The sequence below is a fragment of the Kitasatospora sp. NPDC097605 genome, from assembly GCF_040302725.1.
GTDB lineage: Bacteria > Actinomycetota > Actinomycetes > Streptomycetales > Streptomycetaceae > Kitasatospora.
Window position 1 is genome coordinate 73,368 of record NZ_JBEOSF010000024.1, and the last position, 18,395, is coordinate 91,762.

13 protein-coding genes are annotated in these 18,395 nt (G+C 74.6%); 10 read left to right on the top strand and 3 right to left on the bottom strand.

The window, feature by feature from the left end:
- Positions 1–75: 75 nt before the first annotated feature.
- The 4 genes from ABTX81_RS25395 to ABTX81_RS25410 all read left to right on the top strand — a co-directional run bounded on the left by ABTX81_RS25395 (position 76) and on the right by ABTX81_RS25410 (position 5,917).
- Entirely contained in the window at positions 76–1,584 is a 1,509-nt protein-coding gene (locus ABTX81_RS25395; RefSeq protein ID WP_350549567.1) for a leucyl aminopeptidase, read from the top strand.
- Between the two features lie 389 nt (positions 1,585–1,973).
- Entirely contained in the window at positions 1,974–3,380 is a 1,407-nt protein-coding gene (gene lpdA, locus ABTX81_RS25400; RefSeq protein ID WP_350549570.1) for a dihydrolipoyl dehydrogenase, read from the top strand.
- Between the two features lie 57 nt (positions 3,381–3,437).
- The gene (gene sucB / locus ABTX81_RS25405; protein ID WP_350549573.1) at positions 3,438–5,207 is read left to right on the top strand and encodes a 2-oxoglutarate dehydrogenase, E2 component, dihydrolipoamide succinyltransferase; all 1,770 of its coding nucleotides are present in this window, start codon (positions 3,438–3,440) and stop codon (positions 5,205–5,207) included.
- A 194-nt stretch (positions 5,208–5,401) separates the two neighbouring features.
- On the top strand, positions 5,402–5,917 hold the full coding sequence (locus ABTX81_RS25410) for a DUF4240 domain-containing protein (RefSeq protein WP_350549576.1): 516 nt from the start codon (positions 5,402–5,404) through the stop codon (positions 5,915–5,917).
- A gap of 56 nt (positions 5,918–5,973) precedes the next feature.
- On the opposite strand, the gene ABTX81_RS25415 is transcribed toward ABTX81_RS25410, so the two are convergent.
- Both ABTX81_RS25415 and ABTX81_RS25420 read right to left on the bottom strand, forming a co-directional pair.
- Positions 5,974–7,014: a DUF2510 domain-containing protein gene (locus ABTX81_RS25415; protein ID WP_350549579.1), complete on the bottom strand. Its 1,041-nt coding sequence runs from the start codon at positions 7,012–7,014 to the stop codon at positions 5,974–5,976.
- A 130-nt stretch (positions 7,015–7,144) separates the two neighbouring features.
- Positions 7,145–7,654, bottom strand: coding sequence for a GNAT family N-acetyltransferase (locus ABTX81_RS25420; protein ID WP_502892851.1), 510 nt, complete (start codon positions 7,652–7,654; stop codon positions 7,145–7,147).
- A 96-nt stretch (positions 7,655–7,750) separates the two neighbouring features.
- Here ABTX81_RS25420 and ABTX81_RS25425 point away from each other — a divergent pair, with 96 nt between their 5' ends.
- The 3 genes from ABTX81_RS25425 to ABTX81_RS25435 all read left to right on the top strand — a co-directional run bounded on the left by ABTX81_RS25425 (position 7,751) and on the right by ABTX81_RS25435 (position 11,765).
- Positions 7,751–8,656, top strand: a complete 906-nt coding sequence (locus ABTX81_RS25425; RefSeq protein ID WP_350549583.1) for a TIGR01777 family oxidoreductase — start codon at positions 7,751–7,753, stop codon at positions 8,654–8,656.
- A gap of 422 nt (positions 8,657–9,078) precedes the next feature.
- Positions 9,079–10,407 carry an NAD(P)/FAD-dependent oxidoreductase gene (locus tag ABTX81_RS25430; RefSeq protein ID WP_350549586.1) on the top strand — a complete coding sequence of 443 codons (1,329 nt, stop codon included), beginning with the start codon at positions 9,079–9,081 and terminating at the stop codon, positions 10,405–10,407.
- 125 nt (positions 10,408–10,532) lie between these two features.
- Entirely contained in the window at positions 10,533–11,765 is a 1,233-nt protein-coding gene (locus tag ABTX81_RS25435) for a cation:proton antiporter (protein ID WP_350549588.1), read from the top strand.
- A 42-nt stretch (positions 11,766–11,807) separates the two neighbouring features.
- Here the strand turns inward: ABTX81_RS25435 and ABTX81_RS25440 are convergent, their stop codons facing one another.
- Positions 11,808–13,688, bottom strand: coding sequence for an NsdA family TPR-like regulatory protein (locus ABTX81_RS25440; RefSeq protein WP_350549591.1), 1,881 nt, complete (start codon positions 13,686–13,688; stop codon positions 11,808–11,810).
- Positions 13,689–14,008: 320 nt separating this feature from the next.
- Between ABTX81_RS25440 and ABTX81_RS25445 the strand changes: the two genes are divergently transcribed.
- From ABTX81_RS25445 to ABTX81_RS25455, 3 genes are all read left to right on the top strand, one after another.
- Positions 14,009–14,770 (top strand): 3-hydroxybutyrate dehydrogenase, encoded by a 762-nt coding sequence (locus tag ABTX81_RS25445; RefSeq protein ID WP_350549594.1) that lies wholly within the window; start codon positions 14,009–14,011, stop codon positions 14,768–14,770.
- Between the two features lie 121 nt (positions 14,771–14,891).
- Entirely contained in the window at positions 14,892–16,274 is a 1,383-nt protein-coding gene (locus ABTX81_RS25450) for an MFS transporter (RefSeq protein WP_350549597.1), read from the top strand.
- Between the two features lie 129 nt (positions 16,275–16,403).
- Positions 16,404–18,329 (top strand): helix-turn-helix domain-containing protein, encoded by a 1,926-nt coding sequence (locus ABTX81_RS25455; RefSeq protein WP_502892852.1) that lies wholly within the window; start codon positions 16,404–16,406, stop codon positions 18,327–18,329.
- The last annotated feature ends 66 nt before the right edge of the window (positions 18,330–18,395 follow it).

An 18,395-nucleotide genomic window follows, 5' to 3' on the forward strand; every position in this document is an offset into this window, starting at 1 on the left:
CGGCGGTCCGGGCTGCGCCGGTGCGGCACTCGCGCCGCGACCGGTCGTGGACCGCGAAAGAACAGGACGTTTTACGTGACTGCATTGTCTGTGAGCACCTCCTCCGCCGCCTCGCTGCGTGCGGACGCCCTGGTGATCGGTGTGGCGAAGGGCCCCAAGGGCATCGTGCTGGCCCCCGGCGCCGAGGCCGTGGCCGAGGCGTTCGAGGGCAAGCTGGCCGAGGTTCTCAGCACGCTGGGCGCCTCCGGCGCCGAGGGCGAGACCGTCAAGGTCCCCTCCCCGGCCGGTCTGAAGGCCGCGCTCGTGCTCGCGGTCGGTCTCGGTGACGCCGCCGAGGGCGGGTACGGCCTGGAGGCCCTGCGCCGCGCCGCCGGTGTCGCCGCCCGCACCCTGGCCGGCGCCAAGAAGGCCGCGCTGGCCCTGCCGGCCGAGTCGGCCGACGAGATCGAGGCCGTCGCGCTGGGCGCCCTGCTCGGTTCCTACGCGTTCGGCAGCTACAAGAACAACGGCAACGGCAGCAAGGGGCCGGTCGGCGAGCTGGTGCTGCTGTCGACCCGCAAGGGCAGCAAGGAGGCCAAGGGCGCCGTCGAGCGCGCCCTGGTCGTCGGCGAGGAGATGAACCGCGCCCGCGACCTGGTCAACACCGCCCCGAACGACCTGAACCCGAAGTCCTTCGCCGCGATCGCCCAGGCGGCCGGCAAGGAGCACGGCCTCAAGGTCGAGGTGCTGGACGAGAAGGCGCTGCTCAAGGGCGGCTTCGGCGGTCTGCTCGGCGTCGGCAACGGCTCGGTCAACCCGCCGCGGCTGGTGAAGGTGGCCTACACCCACCCGAAGGCCAAGGCCAGCCTGGCGTTCGTCGGCAAGGGCATCACCTACGACTCGGGCGGCATCTCGCTGAAGCCGGCCGGCCACAACGAGACCATGAAGTGCGACATGGCCGGCGCCGCCGCGGTGTTCGCCGCCGTCGTCTCCGCCAAGCGCCTGGGCCTGCAGGTCAACGTCACCGCCTGGCTGGCGCTGGCCGAGAACATGCCGTCCGGCTCGGCCACCCGCCCGGGCGACGTGCTGCGCATGTACGGCGGCAAGACCGTCGAGGTGCTGAACACCGACGCCGAGGGCCGCCTGGTGCTGGCCGACGCCATCGTGCGGGCGGGCGAGGAGAACCCGGACGTCATCGTCGACGTCGCCACCCTGACCGGCGCCATGATGATGGCGCTGGGCAACCGCACCTTCGGTGTGATGGCCAACGCCGACGAGCTGCGCGAGACCCTGCACACGGCCGCCGGCGAGGTGGGCGAGCAGTCCTGGCCGATGCCGCTGCCGGCCGAGCTGCGCAAGGGCATGACCGACTCGACCGTCGCCGACCTGGCCAACATGGGCGAGCGGATGGGCGGCGGCCTGGTGGCCGGCCTGTTCCTGAAGGAGTTCGTGGCCGAGGGCATCGACTGGGCGCACCTGGACATCGCCGGCCCGGCGTTCCACGAGGGCGCGCCGTTCGGCTACACCCCCAAGGGCGGCACCGCCTCCGCGGTGCGCACCCTGGTCCGCTTCGCCGAGCAGAAGGCGGCGGGCGGCAAGGCCTGACGGCCGGGCACGACCGAGGGACGGGGTCCGGCGCGCACGCGCCGGGCCCCGTCCGGCTTACCGGGCCGGTTACCTGCCGGTAGGGAACCGCGGCGCCCACCGCACCCCTGTTCGCTGCGGGCGAAACTTTGTTCCGCAGTGCGGAACCGGGGGCTCCGCAGGCTTCGCGAGCCCCCGCCCCGCCCCCGGCCACCCCTGCCCTGAGCTGCGACGATGCCCCTGTGTCCGGGGGGTTCCCACCCCTGCGACCGCCCCTCGGGACACCCCTGGAGCGGACCCGGACATCAGCCACCGCGAACAAGTGCGAAGATGTATTTCCGGCACGACTGGGCGCCCCACAAAGGCTTCCGACCCACCGGACCGCGACCGGCCCGGCGATCCACACCCCATTGCATGGAGGACGTGACGTGGCGAACGACGCCAGCACCGTTTTCGACGTAGTCATTCTCGGAGGCGGAAGCGGCGGTTACGCCGCGGCGCTCCGCGGCGCCCAGCTGGGCCTGAGCGTCGCCCTGGTCGAGAAGGGTGAGCTGGGCGGTACTTGCCTGCACCGCGGCTGCATCCCGACCAAGGCGCTGCTGCACGCGGCCGAGATCGCCGACGAGACGAAGGAGGCCGCCGAGTTCGGCGTGCTGGCCACCTTCCAGGGCATCGACATCAACGGCGTCCACAAGTACAAGGACGACGTCATCGCCGGCCTGTACAAGGGTCTGCAGGGCCTGGTGGCGTCCCGCAAGGTCACCTTCATCCAGGGCGAGGGCAAGCTCTCCTCGCAGACCTCGGTGGACGTCAACGGCCAGCGCATCGAGGGCCGCCACATCATCCTGGCCACCGGTTCCGTCCCGCGCTCGATCCCGGGCCTGGACATCGACGGCAACCGCGTCATCTCCTCGGACCACGCCCTCAAGCTCGACCGCATCCCGAAGTCGGCCGTCATCCTCGGCGGCGGCGTGATCGGCGTCGAGTTCGCCTCCGTCTGGAAGTCGTTCGGCGTCGACGTCACCATCGTCGAGGCCCTGCCGCACCTGGTCCCGCTGGAGGACGAGAACTCCTCCAAGCTGCTGGAGCGCGCCTTCCGCAAGCGCGGCATCAAGTTCGAGCTGAAGGCCCGCTTCACCGGCGTCGAGTACACCGAGACCGGTGTGCGCGTCTCCACCGAGAACGGCAAGCAGATCGAGGCCGACCTGCTGCTCGTCGCCATCGGCCGCGGCCCGGTCTCGGCCGGCCTCGGCTACGAGGAGAACGGCGTCGCGATGGACCGCGGCTACGTCCTCGTCGACGAGTACATGCGCACCAACGTGCCGACCATCTCGGCCGTCGGCGACCTCGCCCCGACCCTGCAGCTGGCGCACGTCGGCTTCGCCGAGGGCATCCTGGTCGCCGAGCGCCTGGCCGGCCTCAAGCCGGTGCCGATCGACTACGACGGCGTCCCGCGCGTGACCTACTCCAACCCCGAGGTGGCCTCCGTCGGCATCTCCGAGGCCAAGGCCGTCGAGCTGTACGGCAAGGAGAAGGTCGTCACCCTCAAGTACAACCTGGCCGGCAACGGCAAGAGCAAGATCCTGAAGACCGCCGGCGAGATCAAGCTCGTCCAGGTCAAGGACGGCGCCGTGGTCGGTGTCCACATGGTCGGCGCCCGCATGGGCGAGCAGGTCGGCGAGGCCCAGCTGATCTACAACTGGGAGGCCCTGCCGGCCGAGGTCGCGCAGCTCATCCACGCCCACCCGACCCAGTCCGAGGCCCTCGGCGAGGCGCACCTGGCGCTGGCCGGCAAGCCGCTGCACGCGCACGACTGATCGCGCCCCCACACCCCCCATTCCTGTTCGCAAGACTTGATAGGAGTCGCTGAAACCATGGCGGTCTCAGTAACACTGCCCGCGCTGGGCGAGAGCGTTTCCGAGGGCACCGTCACCCGTTGGCTGAAGGCCGAGGGTGAGCGCGTGGAGGTCGACGAGCCGCTGCTCGAGGTCTCCACCGACAAGGTCGACACCGAGATCCCGGCCCCGGCCTCCGGCATTCTGGCCTCGATCAAGGTCGGCGAGGACGAGACCGTCGAGGTCGGCGCCGAGCTGGCGATCATCGACGACGGCTCGGGCGCCCCGGTCGCCGCGCCGGCCCCGGCCGCCGAGGCCGCTCCGGCCGCCCCGGCCCCGGTCGCGGAGGCTCCGGCCGCCGCCCCGGCTCCGGTCGCCGAGGCCCCGGCCGCCCCCGCCGCCGCTCCGGCCGCCCCGGCCGGCGACGCCACCCCGGTGCTGCTGCCCGCGCTGGGCGAGTCTGTCACCGAGGGCACCGTCACCCGCTGGCTGAAGGCCGAGGGTGACACCGTCGAGGTCGACGAGCCGCTGCTCGAGGTCTCCACCGACAAGGTCGACACCGAGATCCCGTCGCCGGTCGCCGGCACGCTGGTGAAGATCCTGGTCGGCGAGGACGAGACCGCCGAGGTCGGCGCCCAGCTCGCGCTGATCGGTGCCGCGGGTGCCGTCGCCGCCGCTCCGGCGGCCGCTCCGGCGGCCCCGGTTGCCGCTCCGGCCCCGGCCGCGGAGGCTCCGGCCGCCGCCCCGGCTCCGGTCGCCGCCCCGGCCGCTCCGGTCGCCGCTCCGGCTCCGGCTCCGGTCGCCGCCCCGGCCCCGGTGGCCGCTCCGGCCCCGGTCGCCCCGGCTGCTCCGGCCGCCCCGGTGGCCGACGCCGGTGACGCCTACGTCACCCCGCTGGTGCGCAAGCTCGCCGCCGAGCACAACGTCGAGCTGTCCTCCGTCGCCGGCACCGGCGTCGGCGGCCGCATCCGCAAGCAGGACGTCCTGGCCGCCGCCGAGGCCGCCAAGGCCGCGGCCCAGGCTCCGGCCCCGGTCGCCGCTGCCGCCGCCCCGGCCGCCGCGCCGAAGGCCGCCGCCGCGCCGTCCGCCCTGCGCGGCCAGACGGTCAAGATGACCCGCATGCGCAAGGTCATCGGCGACAACATGATGAAGGCCCTGCACGAGCAGGCGCAGCTCACCAGCGTGGTCGAGGTGGACATCACCAAGATCATGTCGCTGCGCGCCAAGGCCAAGGACGGCTTCCTCGCCCGCGAGGGCGTCAAGCTCTCCCCGATGCCGTTCTTCGTCAAGGCCGCCGCCCAGGCGCTGAAGGCCCACGCGGTCGTCAACGCCCGGATCAACGACGCCGAGGGCACCATCACCTACTTCGACACCGAGAACATCGGTATCGCGGTGGACTCGGAGAAGGGTCTGATGACCCCGGTCATCAAGGGTGCGGGCGACCTCAACATCGCCGGCATCTCCAAGAAGACCGCCGAGCTGGCCGGCAAGGTGCGCGACAGCAAGATCACCCCGGACGAGCTGTCCGGCGCGACCTTCACCATCAGCAACACCGGTTCGCGCGGTGCGCTGTTCGACACCGTCATCGTGCCGCCGAACCAGGCCGCGATCCTGGGCATCGGCGCCACCGTCAAGCGCCCGGTGGTCATCGAGGCCGACGGCGGCACCGCCATCGGCATCCGCGACATGACCTACCTGTCGCTCTCCTACGACCACCGCCTGGTGGACGGCGCCGACGCCGCCCGCTACCTGGTGGCGGTCAAGGAGATCCTGGAGGCCGGCGAGTTCGAGGTCGAGCTCGGCCTGTAAGGCTCCCGGGAGTCCGCTCCGCAGCACCGGAACCCCGCACCGTCCCCGGACGGCGCGGGGTTCCGCGCGTCCGGGCCCGGTCGCGGCGGCCTCGGCGGGGGCTTCGCGCCGTTCCGGGTTTTTCGCGCGGTTCCGGGTGATTCACCCGTTCTTCGCATGCGCGCGTGCGGCCGAACAGGGATGCTGGAGCGGTGATGGACGAGACCGACTTCTGGCTGATCATCGACGAGACCCGGGAGGCCGCCGAGGGCGATCCCGACGAGCAGGCCGACCGCCTGGTGGAGCGGCTCGGTGAGCTGGCCCCGGACGATGTGATCGACTTCGCCCGGCTCTTCGAGGCCCGCTTCCAGCGCGCCTACCGCTATGACCTGTGGGGCGCGGCCTACCTGCTGCTGGGCGGCGCCTCCGAGGACTCCTTCGACTACTTCCGGTGCTGGCTGATCGGCCAGGGCCGGGAGGTCTTCGAGGGCGGCCTGCACGAGCCGGACGATCTGGCCGACCTGCTGCCGGAGTTCGACGAGGAGGAGGACGGCGAGGCCGAGGACCTCGGCTACGCCGCCGACGAGGCGTACGAGCAGCTGACCGGGCTGCCGCTGCCCGAGGTGGGCGGGCGGCAGCCCGCGCGGCCGTCCGGGGCCGGCTTCGACTTCGACGACCCGGACGTCATGGCGAAACGGTTCCCCAAGCTCTGGGAGCGCTACGGGGACTGACGCGTCAAGCCACCGGGACCGACCCGGACGGCCCGGCACCGGACGCGGCCGGGGGCTCAGGTGTTCGAGCCGCCCGCCGCGCTGGTGTCCTGCTTGATGCCCTTGAGGATCTGGTCCAGCACCGACGGGTCGGGCGCGCCGGCCGCGTCGTCCACCCCGCCCTCGAAGGCCACGTAGCCGCCGCCCTTGGCCGGGACGGCCACCATCAGGATGTAGCCCTTGCTGCCGTCCGAGGTCACGATGTGCCAGCGCACCGCGTAGCCCGAGATGCCCGCGACCGTGGTGTTGGAGGAGCCCGCGTCGGTGTGCGAGGTGATGTTGGTGAAGATCGCCGCCGCGTAGGCCGGCATCGCCGCCTCGGCCGCCGCCCGGGCGGTGCTGCCGGAGATGGTGTCCTTCTCGACGGAGAACTGGCCGCGGATGCAGTTGCCGCCGCCGGGGCAGGTGTACTGGCCGGTGCCCAGGAAGACGGTCGAGTGCGAGCCGCTGGTGTTCGCCTCCCAGCCCTCGAAGACCGGCACGGTGATGGAGTGCTGCGGGTCCGCCACGGTGTCCTTGAGCACCGGGGTCGGGCGCGGCGGCGTGGTGGGCGGCGGCGAGACCGGCCTGGTGGTGGTCGGGGCCGGGGCGGTCGGGCTCGGGGTGTCGGTGACGGTGACCGTGGTCACCGGCGGGGTCGGATTGGCGGACGGGCCGTCGCCGCCGCTGTTGAGCGCGACGGCGGCGACCACACCTACCACGGCCAGCACCGCGACCCCGATGCCGACGGCCGTGCCGGTCTTCATCCGGTTCGGCCGGGAGGGCGGCGGGTAGGCGGCCGGCGGATAGCCGTAGGCCGGCGGGTTCTGCGCCGGGTAGCCGTAGCCGGGCTGCCCCGGCTGCGGGGCGCCGTAGCCGTAGGCGGGCGGCGGGGGCGCGGCGGACTGCGCGGGGTTCTGCCAGGAGACCTGCGTCGGGGCGTCGGCAATCTGGCCGCCGCCCGCCTGGACGGGGCGCACGTCACTGGTCCAGGCCGTACCGTCCCACCAGCGCTCATGACCGGCCGTGCCGTCCGCACCCGGAACCGGGTACCACCCGGGAGGCGTCGAGTTGCTCACGGCAAGACCGTACCCGTCCGGGCGATGCTCCAGACAGGCCGGGTTTGTCACGACTCTGCACCACCCGTGGTCCGGTCCTGACGATACGTCAGGATGCGGCCCGGGTGGCGCGTTCCGCCCCTCCTCCGCTTCAGCCGGTGAGGGAGCGGGCCATCCAGATGTCGTCGACGTACGCGCCCTCGATCAGGAACTCCTCGGCCAGCGAGCCCTCGACCACGAAGCCGCAGCGCGCGTAGAGGGCGCGGGCCGGGGCGTTGTGGCCGAGCACCCGCAGGGTGATCCGGCGGGCGCCCTGGGCGCGGGCCACCCGGCAGGCCTCCTCGACCAGCGCGACGCCGATGCCCCGGCCGCGCGCGGAGGTGTCGACGGCGAGGCCCTGGATCTGACGGACGTGCTGGTTGCTGGGCAGCGGGGTCGGCGGGACGACCCGGACGTAGCCGACGATCCGGCCGTCGAGCAGGGCGAGGTGGAACTGGTCCGGGAGGTGGCGCTCGTCGAACACCCCGGCGTCCTCGGCGGGCAGCGGGCCGACCTCGGCCAGCGGGGTCCAGGTGGCGCGGTTGAGGACGGCGAGTTCCTTCTCGTCCTCGGCCCGGGCGGGACGGATGATCAGATCGTCGGTTTCGTGCATGCGCGGCATGCTAACGAGGCCCGGCGCGGACGTACACGGAATTACCCGGAGGGGGACGGAGTGGGCGTTCCCGCCCGTACGGGGCCCGGCTGCGAGGATGGGCGCATGAGAATCGCGGTCACAGGATCCACGGGACTGATCGGCTCGGCGCTCGTCGACTCGCTGCTGGCGGACGGACACCAGGTGGTACGGCTGGTCCGGCACCGCTCGAAGACCGGGCCGCGGCCGGACGGCACCACCGCCATCGGCTGGAACCCGCTGCTCGGCCAGGTCGACCGGGCCGGGCTGGCCGGCGTCGACGCGGTGGTGCACCTCGCGGGCGCCGGCGTCGGCGACCGACGCTGGAGCGAGTCCTACAAGCGGGAGATCCGGGAGAGCCGGGTGCTCGGCACCGAGACCCTGGCCGCCGCGCTGGCCGGGCTGGACGAGCCGCCGAAGGTCCTGGTCAGCGCCTCGGCCGTCGGCTACTACGGCCAGACCGGGGACCGGGTGATCGACGAGTCCTCGCCGGCCGGGGACGACTTCCTGGCCGAGGTCTGCGTGGAGTGGGAGGCCGCCGCCGGGCCGGCCGAGCGGGCCGGGATCCGGGTGGTCCACCCGCGCACCGGGCTGGTGCTCTCCGCGGCCGGCGGCGCCGGCGGCCGGCTCTTCCCGCTGTTCCGGCTGGGCCTCGGCGGACGGCTCGGCGACGGCCGGCAGTACTGGAGCTTCATCTCGCTCGCCGACGAGGTCGCCGCGCTGCGCTTCCTGATCGACCGGGAGGACGTCAGCGGGCCGGTCAACCTGACCGCGCCGGAGCCGGTGACCAACGCCGAGCTGACGGCGGCGATGGGGCGGGCGCTGCGCCGGCCGACGCCGTTCCCGGTGCCGAGGGCCGTGCTGGACACGGTGCTGGGCGAGTTGGCGGTCGAGGTGGTCGGCAGCCACCGGGTGGTGCCGCGCCGGCTGCTGGACGCGGGCTTCCGGTTCGCGCACCCGGACGTCGAGGCGGCGGTGCGGGCGGCGCTCTGAGCACCGGCCGGCCGGGCCGGCACGGGCCTTCCGGGGCCGGGCGCGCGGTCGCGCCCGGCCCCGTCGCGTAGGCCGGGTACGACGTTCACGCTGGCCAGGGGCATATGCCGGGCGGAGCGCGGGCGGAGGTCGGGCGACGGCCGGGAGGGGCTCCGGGAGGGGGCGCACGGGAGCACGTGGTGGGCGCGCTGCGCGCCCCCGGTGACCGTGTGCGCCCGCCGGACGGGATCGCGGCCGGATCGGCGCACAGTCCGTGACGGCGCCCCCACTGGATGCGGTCACTCCTCTTCCCGGCCTTGGATCGGGCCCGATGCGCTTGTCTGACCGTCGCACTGACTGGGCATCACACCGGTCGGACCGTGTCCCAGCACCCCGCTGCCTGCGCCGGCCCGAAACATCCGGGACCAGGGAGGGAGCCACCCGTGCCCACGTACGACTTCATCCGCCGCACCCGCCGACAGTCCGACCCGGACGTCATCGTGGTGGGGGCCGGCCTCGCGGGCCTCGCCGCCGCCCGCGTACTCACCGGCCACGGCTTCGCCGTCCACCTCCTGGAGGCCGCGGACCTGATCGGAGGCCGCGCCGCCGCCCACGAACTGGACGGCTTCCGCCTCGACCACGGCAGCCACCTGCTCAACACCGCCTTCCCCGAGCCGCGCCGCGTGCTCGACCTCGACCGCCTCGACCTGCGCCCGCTCGCCCCGGGCGTCCTGGTGCACAACGGCGGGCGCCGGTACCGGGTCGGGGACCCGCAACTGACCACCGCCCGGCAGGCCGCCGCCCGGGCGCCGCTGGGCAACCCGCTGGACAAGGCGCGCCTCGGCGGCTGGCTCAACCGGCTCGCCGCCACCCCGCCGGCCCGGCTGCAGGCCCGGCCGGAGACCACCGCCGCCCGGGCCCTCGGCGAACGCGGGCTCGCCCCGCGCACCGTCGACGGCCTGCTGCGCCCGCTGCTCGGCGCCCTGCTCAGCGACCCCGCCCTGGGCACCAGCAGCCGGGTCGCCGACCTGGTGCTGCGCTGCTACGCGCGCGGCCGGCTCTGTCTGCCCGCCGGGGGGATCTCGGCCGTGCCGGCCCAACTGGCCGCCGCGCTGCCCCCCGGCACCGTCCGCACCGGGGTGCGGGTCACCGCGATCGCGGCCGACGGTGTGGAGACCGCCGAGCACGGGCGGATCGGCGCGCAGGCCGTGATCGTCGCGACCGACCCCCGCGCCGCCGCCGAACTGCTGCCCGGCCTGCGGCTGCCCGACTTCCACCCCGTCACCACCTTCTACCACGCGGCCGACCGGGCCCCGCTGGGCGAGGCCGCCCTGCTGCTGGACGGCGACCGGCCGGACGGGCGGCCCGCGCTCGTCTCGCACTCGCTGGTGCTCAGCGAGCTGCACCCCTCGTACGCCCCGCCCGGGCAGGCGCTGATCGCCACCACCGTGCTCGGCCGGCGCAGCTTCGACGCCGGCGGGCCGGCGGCGCTGGAGCCGGCCGTGCGCGGACGGCTGGCGGAGCTGTACGGCACCTCGACCGGCGGCTGGCAGTTCCTGAGCGTGCGGCACCTGCCGGACGCGGTGCCCGCCATGCCGCCGCCGCACAACACCCGGCGGCCGGTGCGGCTGCTGGCCGGACTGTACGTCTGCGGCGATCACCGGGACACCAGCAGCGTGCAGGGGGCGCTGGTCTCCGGGCGGCGCGCGGCCGGGGCCGTGGCGCGCGACCTCGGGCTGCCGGCCGCCGCCCGGGAGGCGGCGGCGGCCTGACGGCCCGCGACGAGGGGGCACGCGGTCCGGCGGCCGGACCGGCTGACGGGACGGTGGCGGACCGCGTGCCAATATGCCGATATGACCGCTGATCGGATGATTCCTGTTTCACCGCCGGCCGCCGCGTGAGCGCCGGACCCGCCGTCCAGCCGCTCGCGCTGATCCTGGTCCCCGCCGCCGCGGTGGCCGCGCCGCTGCTCGCCGACCGGCTGCTGCGGTGGATCGCCGTCCCCACCGTGGTGTTCGAGATCCTGCTCGGCGTCCTGATCGGCCCCGACGTCCTGGGCTGGGTGCAGGTCGACGTCCTGGTCGAGGCGTTCTCCCGGTTCGGCCTGGCCATGCTGATGTTCCTGGCCGGGTACGAGATCGACTTCGCCCGGCTGCGCGGCGGCCCGCTCCGCCGGGCCGTCGGCGCCTGGCTGATCACCGTCGTGGCCGCGCTCGGCCTCGGCGCGCTGGTCGACCCCGACCCGCTGAACGGCGCCTTCACGGGGCTGGCGCTCACCACCACCGCGCTCGGCACCATCCTGCCGGTGCTGCGCGACTCCGGGGAGCTGCCCACCCGGTTCGGCTCGCTGGTCATGGCCACCGGCGCGGTCGGCGAGTTCGGGCCGATCATCGCCGTCGCCGTCCTGCTCAGCGGCAACAGCCCGGCCCGCACCGCCGTCATCCTGGCCGCCTTCGCGGTGATCACGGCCCTGGCGATCGGCGTCGCCCGGCGCCCCCGGCCCGCCTGGATGACCGGGCTGATCCGGCGCACCCTGCGCACCTCCGGCCAGTTCGCGGTGCGCACCGTGATCCTGGTGCTCGCCACCATGGTGGCCGCCGCGCTCTGGCTGGAGCTGGACATGCTGCTCGGCGCCTTCACCGCCGGCGTCGTCTCCCGGCTGCTGCTCGCCGACATCCCGCGGCACACCGAGGAGGTCGTCGAGGCCAAGCTGGAGGGGATCGGCTTCGGCTTCCTCGTCCCGGTGTTCTTCGTGGTCAGCGGGATGAACTTCGACCTGGACGCGCTGCTCGGCGATCCCGGCACCCTGCTGCTGGTGCCGGTCTTCCTGCTCCTGCTGCCGGTCGTGCGCGGACTGCCCGTCGCGCTGCTCGCCCCCGCCGGGACGGGACGGCGCGACCGGGCCGCGCTCGGCCTGTACGGCGCGACCGCACTGCCGCTGGTCGTGGTGATCACCACGATCGAGGTGGACGCCGGCCACCTGCCGTCCTCGACCGCGGCCGCCCTGGTCGGCGCGGGCATGCTCTCGGTGCTGCTGTTCCCGCTGACCGCGCAGCGGCTGCGCGGGGACGTCCGGCCGCCGGCCGCCGTCGGGGGCGGCCGGCCGCGGGTGAACGCCGAGAGCTGGTAGGCCTCGGGCCGGTGGGACCGGGTCAGGGACGGTGAGCGCCGGTCAGATCACCCCCGCCTGGCGGGCCGTCTCCTCGAACGCGCGCGCCACCGGGCTGCCCCGGTACGGGGTGAGCCGGCGGTGGAAGTCGCGCACGTACTCCAGCGACCGGGCCGAGCGCATCTCCCCCGCCGCCCGCAGGGCGTCGGTCGCCATGCCGCAGGCCTCGTCGAGGTCCCCCATGCCGAGCCGGGCGGTGGCCAGCACCAGCCGGCAGAAGATCCGGCTGCGGGCGTACGCGGGCGAGCGCAGCCGCAGCGACTTCTCGGCGTGCTGGGCGGCGGTCCGCCACTGCTGGAGGTCCCGGTAGCAGTGCGCGAACTCGTCGGAGAGCTGCGCCTCGTCGAAGAACCGGGCCCAGGACGGCAGGTCGTCCCCGGTCCGGGCGGCCGCCAGCGCCCGCTCGGCCCGGACCAGCGCGGTGGTGCAGGAGCGGACGTCGCCGAGCAGGCCGTGGCCGCGCGCCTCGGCGGCGTGCAGCAGCGCCTGCACGGTCGGCGGCACCGCGGTGCCCACGCCCTGCTGGGCGACCCTGGCCAGCTGGACGGCCTCCCGGCCGTGGCCGAGGTGCACGGCCTGCTGGCTCATCGTCACCAGGACGTACCCGCCGAGCGCGCGGTCGCCAGCGGCCTGGGAGAGCCGCAGCGCCTGGACGAAGTAGCGCTGGGCCAGGCCGTGCGCGGCGATGTCGAAGGACGTCCAGCCGGCCAGCCGGGTGAGGTCGGCGACGGCCCCGAACAGGGCGCGGCCGATCTGCTCGCCGTAGCGGCCGCGCAGCATCGGCTCGGCCTCGCTCTCCAGGTAGCGGACCAGCGCCTGGCGGGCGTGGCCGCCGCCGTAGGCGTGGTCCAGCGCGCGGAACAGGTCGCCGACGGCGCGGATGGCGGCGATGTCGCCGCGGCCGACGCGCAGCGCCGGGCGCTGGTCGCGGCCGGGGTCGTGGTACGGCGGCTCGACGGCGATCGGCGGGCGGCGGCTCTGGGTGGGCACCCGGGCGCCGAGCGCGGCGGCCCCGGCGGCCGTCGGGCCGGCGGGACCGGTCCGGGAGACCGGGGCGGCGGTCGGGGCCGGTCCGCGCGGACCGGGGCCGGCGGGCGGCGCACCGGTGCCGGGGTCGGGCCGGGCCAGCGTGGAGCCGTCCCTGGCGACCCGCTCGTCGGTGCGGCCGATCAGCCAGTCGCGGCTGGGCACCACCAGGCCGGCCGGGGTGAAGGCGATCCGGCGCAGCTCGGACTGCGGCCCGATGTCCTTGCGCCACATGCTCGCCACGATGTCCACCGCTTCCTGCGGCGTCTCGGCGAACTCCAGGCCGGCGTAGACCGGGGCGCAGGCGTCCAGACCGAGGTCCTGGGCGGTGAGGCGGCGGCCGAGTCTGCGGGTGAACACCTCGGCGATCAGCGCGGGGGTGGCGCCGCGGGGCTGCTGGCCGCGGAGCCAGCGGGTGACGGAGGTCTTGTCGTAGCGCAGGTCGAGGCCGTGCTCCAGGCCGAGCTGGTCGACCCGGCGGGCCAGGCCGGCGTGCGAGAAGCCGGCCTCCTCGATCAGCGCGGCGAGCTGGAGGTTCTGGGTGGTACCGGCCGGCTGGTGGCGCTCGGGGGCGTGCCGCTCGGGCGACGGGTGCCGCTCCGGGGCGTGCCGCTCCGGAGCGTGGTGTTCGGCGGCGTGGTGCTCCGCGGCGTGGTGCTCCGCGGCGTGGTGCTCCGCGGCGTGGTGTTCGGGCACGAGCCGGTCGGCGGGTGTGGCCTGTTCGGGCAGCCGCACGTCCTCGGCGGCGGTCGGGGCTTCGGGGGCGTCCGGAAGGGCCCGGCCGACCGGACCTCGGTGCTGGTCGAGCGGGTCGAGCGGTCCGTACGCCGGGCTGTCGGTTGCAGGCCTTTGGGGCATAGTCAGTCAACACCTCTCGGACGCCGCACCGGCTCCACCAGCGGTTCGGCTGCCTGTGGCGACGCCCCCTGTCGGGAATCGGCGTGAATGTAGCGAGCATTCGGGCGCTATGGGTGGATCTGACCGAGCAATCCTCCGAACGGGTGAAGCATCCGCGCCCATTGTGGGGAAGACACCTCAGGGTGGGTTTGGCTTCACGGGCGTCCGCCGGTCCGCGGCCGCACCGGCGGTGTGATAGCGGGGAACACCACAGTTCGGCGGGGTGCTGTAGGGGTCCGCCACATAGGAGCGCGGGCCCGGGATTCCTACCGTTCTCGGCCATGGACACCACTTCAGCCCGCCCGCTCGACGGCCGCACCGCGCTGGTCACCGGGGCCGCCTCGGGCATCGGCCGGGCCTGTGCCGAGGCCTTCGCCGCGGCCGGCGCCCGGGTCTACGTCGTCGACCTGGCCGCCGAGCCGGCCCGCCGGCTCGCCGAGCGGATCGGCGGCGTCGCGCACATCGCCGACCTCGCCGACCCGGAGGCGGTGGAGGCGCTGCCGGCCGACGCCGACATCGTGGTCAACAACGCCGGACTCCAGCACGTCGCCCCGGTCCACGAGTTCCCGCCCGACCGCTTCGCGATGATGCAGCGGGTGATGGTCGAGGCGCCGTTCCGGATCCTGCGCCGCACCCTGCCCCACATGTACGCGCGCGGGTGGGGGCGGGTCGTCAACGTCTCCTCCGTCCACGGGCTGCGGGCGAGCCCCTTCAAGTCCGCCTATGTGACCGCCAAACACGCCCTGGAGGGCCTCAGCAAGACCGTCGCCCTGGAGGGCGCCCCGCACGGCGTCACCAGCAACTGCATCAACCCCGGCTACGTCCGCACCCCGCTGGTGGAGCACCAGATCGCCGACCAGGCCCGCGTCCACGGCGTCCCCGAGGAGGAGGTGGTCGCAAGCGTCCTGCTGGAACGCACCGCCGTCAAGCGCCTCATCGAACCCGCCGAGGTCGCCGGGCTCGCCCTCTACCTCTGCCTGCCCCACGCCTCCTCGATCACCGGCGCCTCGCTGCCGCTCGACGGCGCGTGGACGGCCCGCTGAGGACGTGGGCCCTGCCCCTATGACAGGGCGCCGGGATATAGGGGCCGGTCACATAGTGCCGGCCTCCCGCGCTCCCTACCTTGTGCCCACACCGTCCCCCCGACCCTGGAAGTGGTGAGCCATGACGGCCGCTGTCCCGGATCCCTCGGATCGCGCAAGCAGGAGTTCGCTGCCCAGAGTCGTGGCGGCGAGTCTGATAGGTACCACGATCGAGTGGTATGACTACTTTTTGTACGGTACGGCCGCGGCGCTGGTGTTCGGGAAGCTGTTCTTCCCGCACAGCGATCCGCTGACCGGGACGCTGCTGTCCTTCCTCACCTATGCGATCGGCTTCGCGGCGCGCCCGCTCGGCGCCCTGGTGTTCGGTCACTTCGGCGACCGGGTGGGGCGCAAGCGGCTGCTGGTGGTGAGCCTGCTGCTGATGGGCGGGTCGACCACGCTGATCGGCTGCCTGCCGACGTACGACTCCATCGGGGTGGCGGCGCCGGTGCTGCTGACCGTGCTGCGGCTGGTGCAGGGCTTCGCGCTCGGCGGCGAGTGGGGCGGCGCGGTGCTGCTGGTGTCGGAGCACGGGGACGCGCGGCGGCGCGGGTTCTGGGCGTCCTGGCCGCAGGGCGGGGCGCCGGCCGGCAATCTGCTGGCGGCCGGGGTGCTGTCGCTGATGACGGGACTGCAGTCGGAGGCCGCGTTCCTGGCCTGGGGGTGGCGGGTGCCGTTCCTGCTGTCCGCGGTGCTGGTCGGGGTCGGGATGTGGATCCGGCTGGCGGTGGACGAGTCGCCGCTGTTCAAGGAGGCGCTGGCCCGGGCGGAGCGGCGCGGGAAGGCCGAGCAGCCGCCGCTGGTGGGGGTGCTGCGGCACCACTGGCGGGAGGTGCTGGTCGCGATGGGCGCGCGGATGGCGGAGAACATCTCGTACTACGTGATGACGACCTTCGTCCTGGCCTACGCCGTCTCGCACGTGCACTTCCCCAAGCAGACCGCGCTGAACGCGGTGCTGATCGCCTCGGCCGTCCAGTTCGCGCTGATCCCGCTGTTCGGGGCGCTCTCCGACAAGGTCGGACGCAAGCCGGTCTACCTGGTGGGCGCGGTCGGCGTCGGGGTGTGGGCGTTCGTCTTCTTCGGGCTGGTGGACACCAGGTCCTTCGGGTCGCTGGTGCTCGCGGTGACCGTCGGCCTGGTCTTCCACAGCGCGATGTACGCGCCCCAGGCCGCCTTCTTCTCCGAGCTGTTCGCCACCCGGATGCGCTACTCCGGCGCCTCGATCGGCGCCCAGTTCGCCTCGGTGGCGGCCGGTGCCCCCGCCCCGCTGATCGCCACCGCGCTGCTGAAGGACTACGGCAGCTCGACCCCGATCTCGGTGTACGTCGCGATCGCGGCCGCCGTCACGGTGCTGGCGGTGCTGTGCGGGCGGGAGACCCGCGGCCACGACCTGGCGGAGGTGGAGGCCGCGCCGGGGCAGGACGAGGCGGCGGCACCGGCGGCCGGGAAGGCGGCCACGGCCTGACGGGGCGTCCGGCGGCCGGCACGCACCACCGCGTGCGCGCCGGCCGTCGACGACCGGCGGGGCCGAGCAGCTACGATCTCGCTTCCCTCCCCGGGGCACGTACACCCACTGTCGATGGGCGGCCGCACCATGAACCACCTCCACTCCAGCTCGGCGCCCGCACTGCGCCGCCTGCTGGACCTGCTCGCCTCCGGCGCCGCCACCGAGGACTTCGCCGACGTGCTCGCCGACGCCCGCCGGCAGGGCGCACCGGCCGCGGTGCTGAGCGAGATCGACGACGCCACCTGGCAGGCGCTGCGGGTCCACCGCACGATGCGCCAGCACCGGCGCCGGGAGGCCGAGCTGACGGCGCTGTTCGACACCGCCGGCGACCTCGCCGCCTCCCGCGACCTGGACGCCGTGCTGCAGGCGATCGTCCGCCGGGCCCGGATGCTGCTCGGCACCGACACCGCCTATCTGACCCTCCCGGACGAGGCCGCCGGCGACACCTACATGCGGGTCACCGACGGCTCGGTCTCGGTGCTCTTCCAGACCCTGCGGCTCAGCCTCGGCGACGGCCTCGGCGGCCTGGTCGCGCAGACCGCCCGCCCGTACGCCACCCCCGACTACCGCGCCGACGAGCGCTTCCACCACACCGGCAGCATCGACGCGGGCGTGCTCGACGAGGGCCTGGTGGCGATCATCGGCGTCCCGCTGCTGCTCGGCGGCCGGGTGATCGGCGTGCTGTTCGCCGCCGACCGCTCGCCGCGCGCCTTCTCCCCCGACGAGGTCGCGCTGCTCTGCACGCTGGCCGCGCACGCCGCGATCGCGCTGGACACCGCCAAGTCGCTGGCCGACACCCGGGCCGCGCTCACCGAGCTGAACAGCGCCAACGAGCTGATCCGCGCCCACGCCGCCGCCGTCCAGCGCGCCGAGCGTGGCCACGACCGGCTCACCGACCTGGTGCTGCGCGGGGCCGAGGTGCCGGACGTCGCCGCCGCGGTGGCCGCCCTGCTCGGCGGCGAGATAGCCGTCCTGGACGCCGAGGGCGAGCCGCTGGCCGGACGGGCCGCCGCGCCGGGCACCGGACTGGCCGAGGCCGCGGCCGCGTCCCGGGCCGAGGGGCGCTCGGTGCGCCACGGCGAGGCCTGGGTCTGCGCGGTGCTGGCCGGACAGGAGCAGCTCGGCACGCTGGTGCTGCGCGGCCGCCCCGACCTCGACGACGCCGACCGCCGGCTGTTCGAACGGGCCAGTGTGGTGACCGCGCTGCTCCTGCTGCTGCGGCGCTCGGTCGCCGAGACCGAGAACCGGGTGCGCGGCGAGCTGCTGGCCGACCTGCTCACCGCCCCGGACCGGGACCCGGCCGGGCTGACCGCGCGCGGCCGCCGGCTCGGCGTGGACCTCGGCCGCCCGCACCTGGTGCTGGTCGCGGAACCGGGCGACGCCCGGGACACCGGTGCCCGCTCCCGGCTGGCGGGCGCGGCCGGGCGGTACCTGTTCGGCTCGCGCGGCATCAGCGCGGAGCACGGCGAGGCGGTGGTGCTGCTGGTCCCGGACGCGGACGGCGGGGCCGGCGAGGGGGACGCCGCGCAGCGGGCCGCCGGACAGGCCGCCGAGCGGCTCGCCCGGCTGGCCGGGTTCCCGGTCACGGTGGGCGCCGGCCGTCCCGCCGCCGGACCGGTCGCGCTGGCCGCCGCGTACACCGAGGGGCTGCGCTGCGTACGGGCGCTGCGGGTGCTCGGCCGCTCCGGCGAGGGCGCCTCGGCGCGGGCGCTCGGTTTCCTGGGCGTGCTGCTCGGCGACGGCCACGACGTGGCGGGCTTCGTCGGCGCGACGCTGGGCCCGCTGCTGGAGTACGACGCCCGGCGCGGCACCGAGCTGGTCCGCACGCTGCGCGCGTACTTCGACTGCGGCGGCAGCCTCACCCGGGCCAAGGACGAGCTGCACGTCCATGTGAACACCGTGGTGCAGCGGCTGGACCGGGTCGAGGTGCTGCTGGGCCGGGACTGGAACGACCCGGAGCGCTCCCTGGAGCTTCAGCTGGCCCTGCGGCTCCAGCTGCTGTCCGGGCCGTGACCGGTCCGGGGGCCCGGCCGGTCCGGCGGCGGGCGGGCGTACAGTGGCGAGGTTGGTCTCGAACGC

What these genes read in the sequence shown, in the direction of transcription:
- ABTX81_RS25455 (WP_502892852.1), top strand. Translation starts at nt 16,404, where the DNA reads ATGAACCACCTCCACTCCAGCTCGGCGCCCGCACTGCGCCGCCTGCTG.
- ABTX81_RS25410 (WP_350549576.1), top strand. Translation starts at nt 5,402, where the DNA reads ATGGACGAGACCGACTTCTGGCTGATCATCGACGAGACCCGGGAGGCC.
- ABTX81_RS25450 (WP_350549597.1), top strand. Translation starts at nt 14,892, where the DNA reads ATGACGGCCGCTGTCCCGGATCCCTCGGATCGCGCAAGCAGGAGTTCG.
- ABTX81_RS25445 (WP_350549594.1), top strand. Translation starts at nt 14,009, where the DNA reads ATGGACACCACTTCAGCCCGCCCGCTCGACGGCCGCACCGCGCTGGTC.
- sucB (WP_350549573.1), top strand. Translation starts at nt 3,438, where the DNA reads ATGGCGGTCTCAGTAACACTGCCCGCGCTGGGCGAGAGCGTTTCCGAG.
- ABTX81_RS25420 (WP_502892851.1), bottom strand. Translation starts at nt 7,654, where the DNA reads ATGCCGCGCATGCACGAAACCGACGATCTGATCATCCGTCCCGCCCGG.
- ABTX81_RS25425 (WP_350549583.1), top strand. Translation starts at nt 7,751, where the DNA reads ATGAGAATCGCGGTCACAGGATCCACGGGACTGATCGGCTCGGCGCTC.
- ABTX81_RS25440 (WP_350549591.1), bottom strand. Translation starts at nt 13,688, where the DNA reads ATGCCCCAAAGGCCTGCAACCGACAGCCCGGCGTACGGACCGCTCGAC.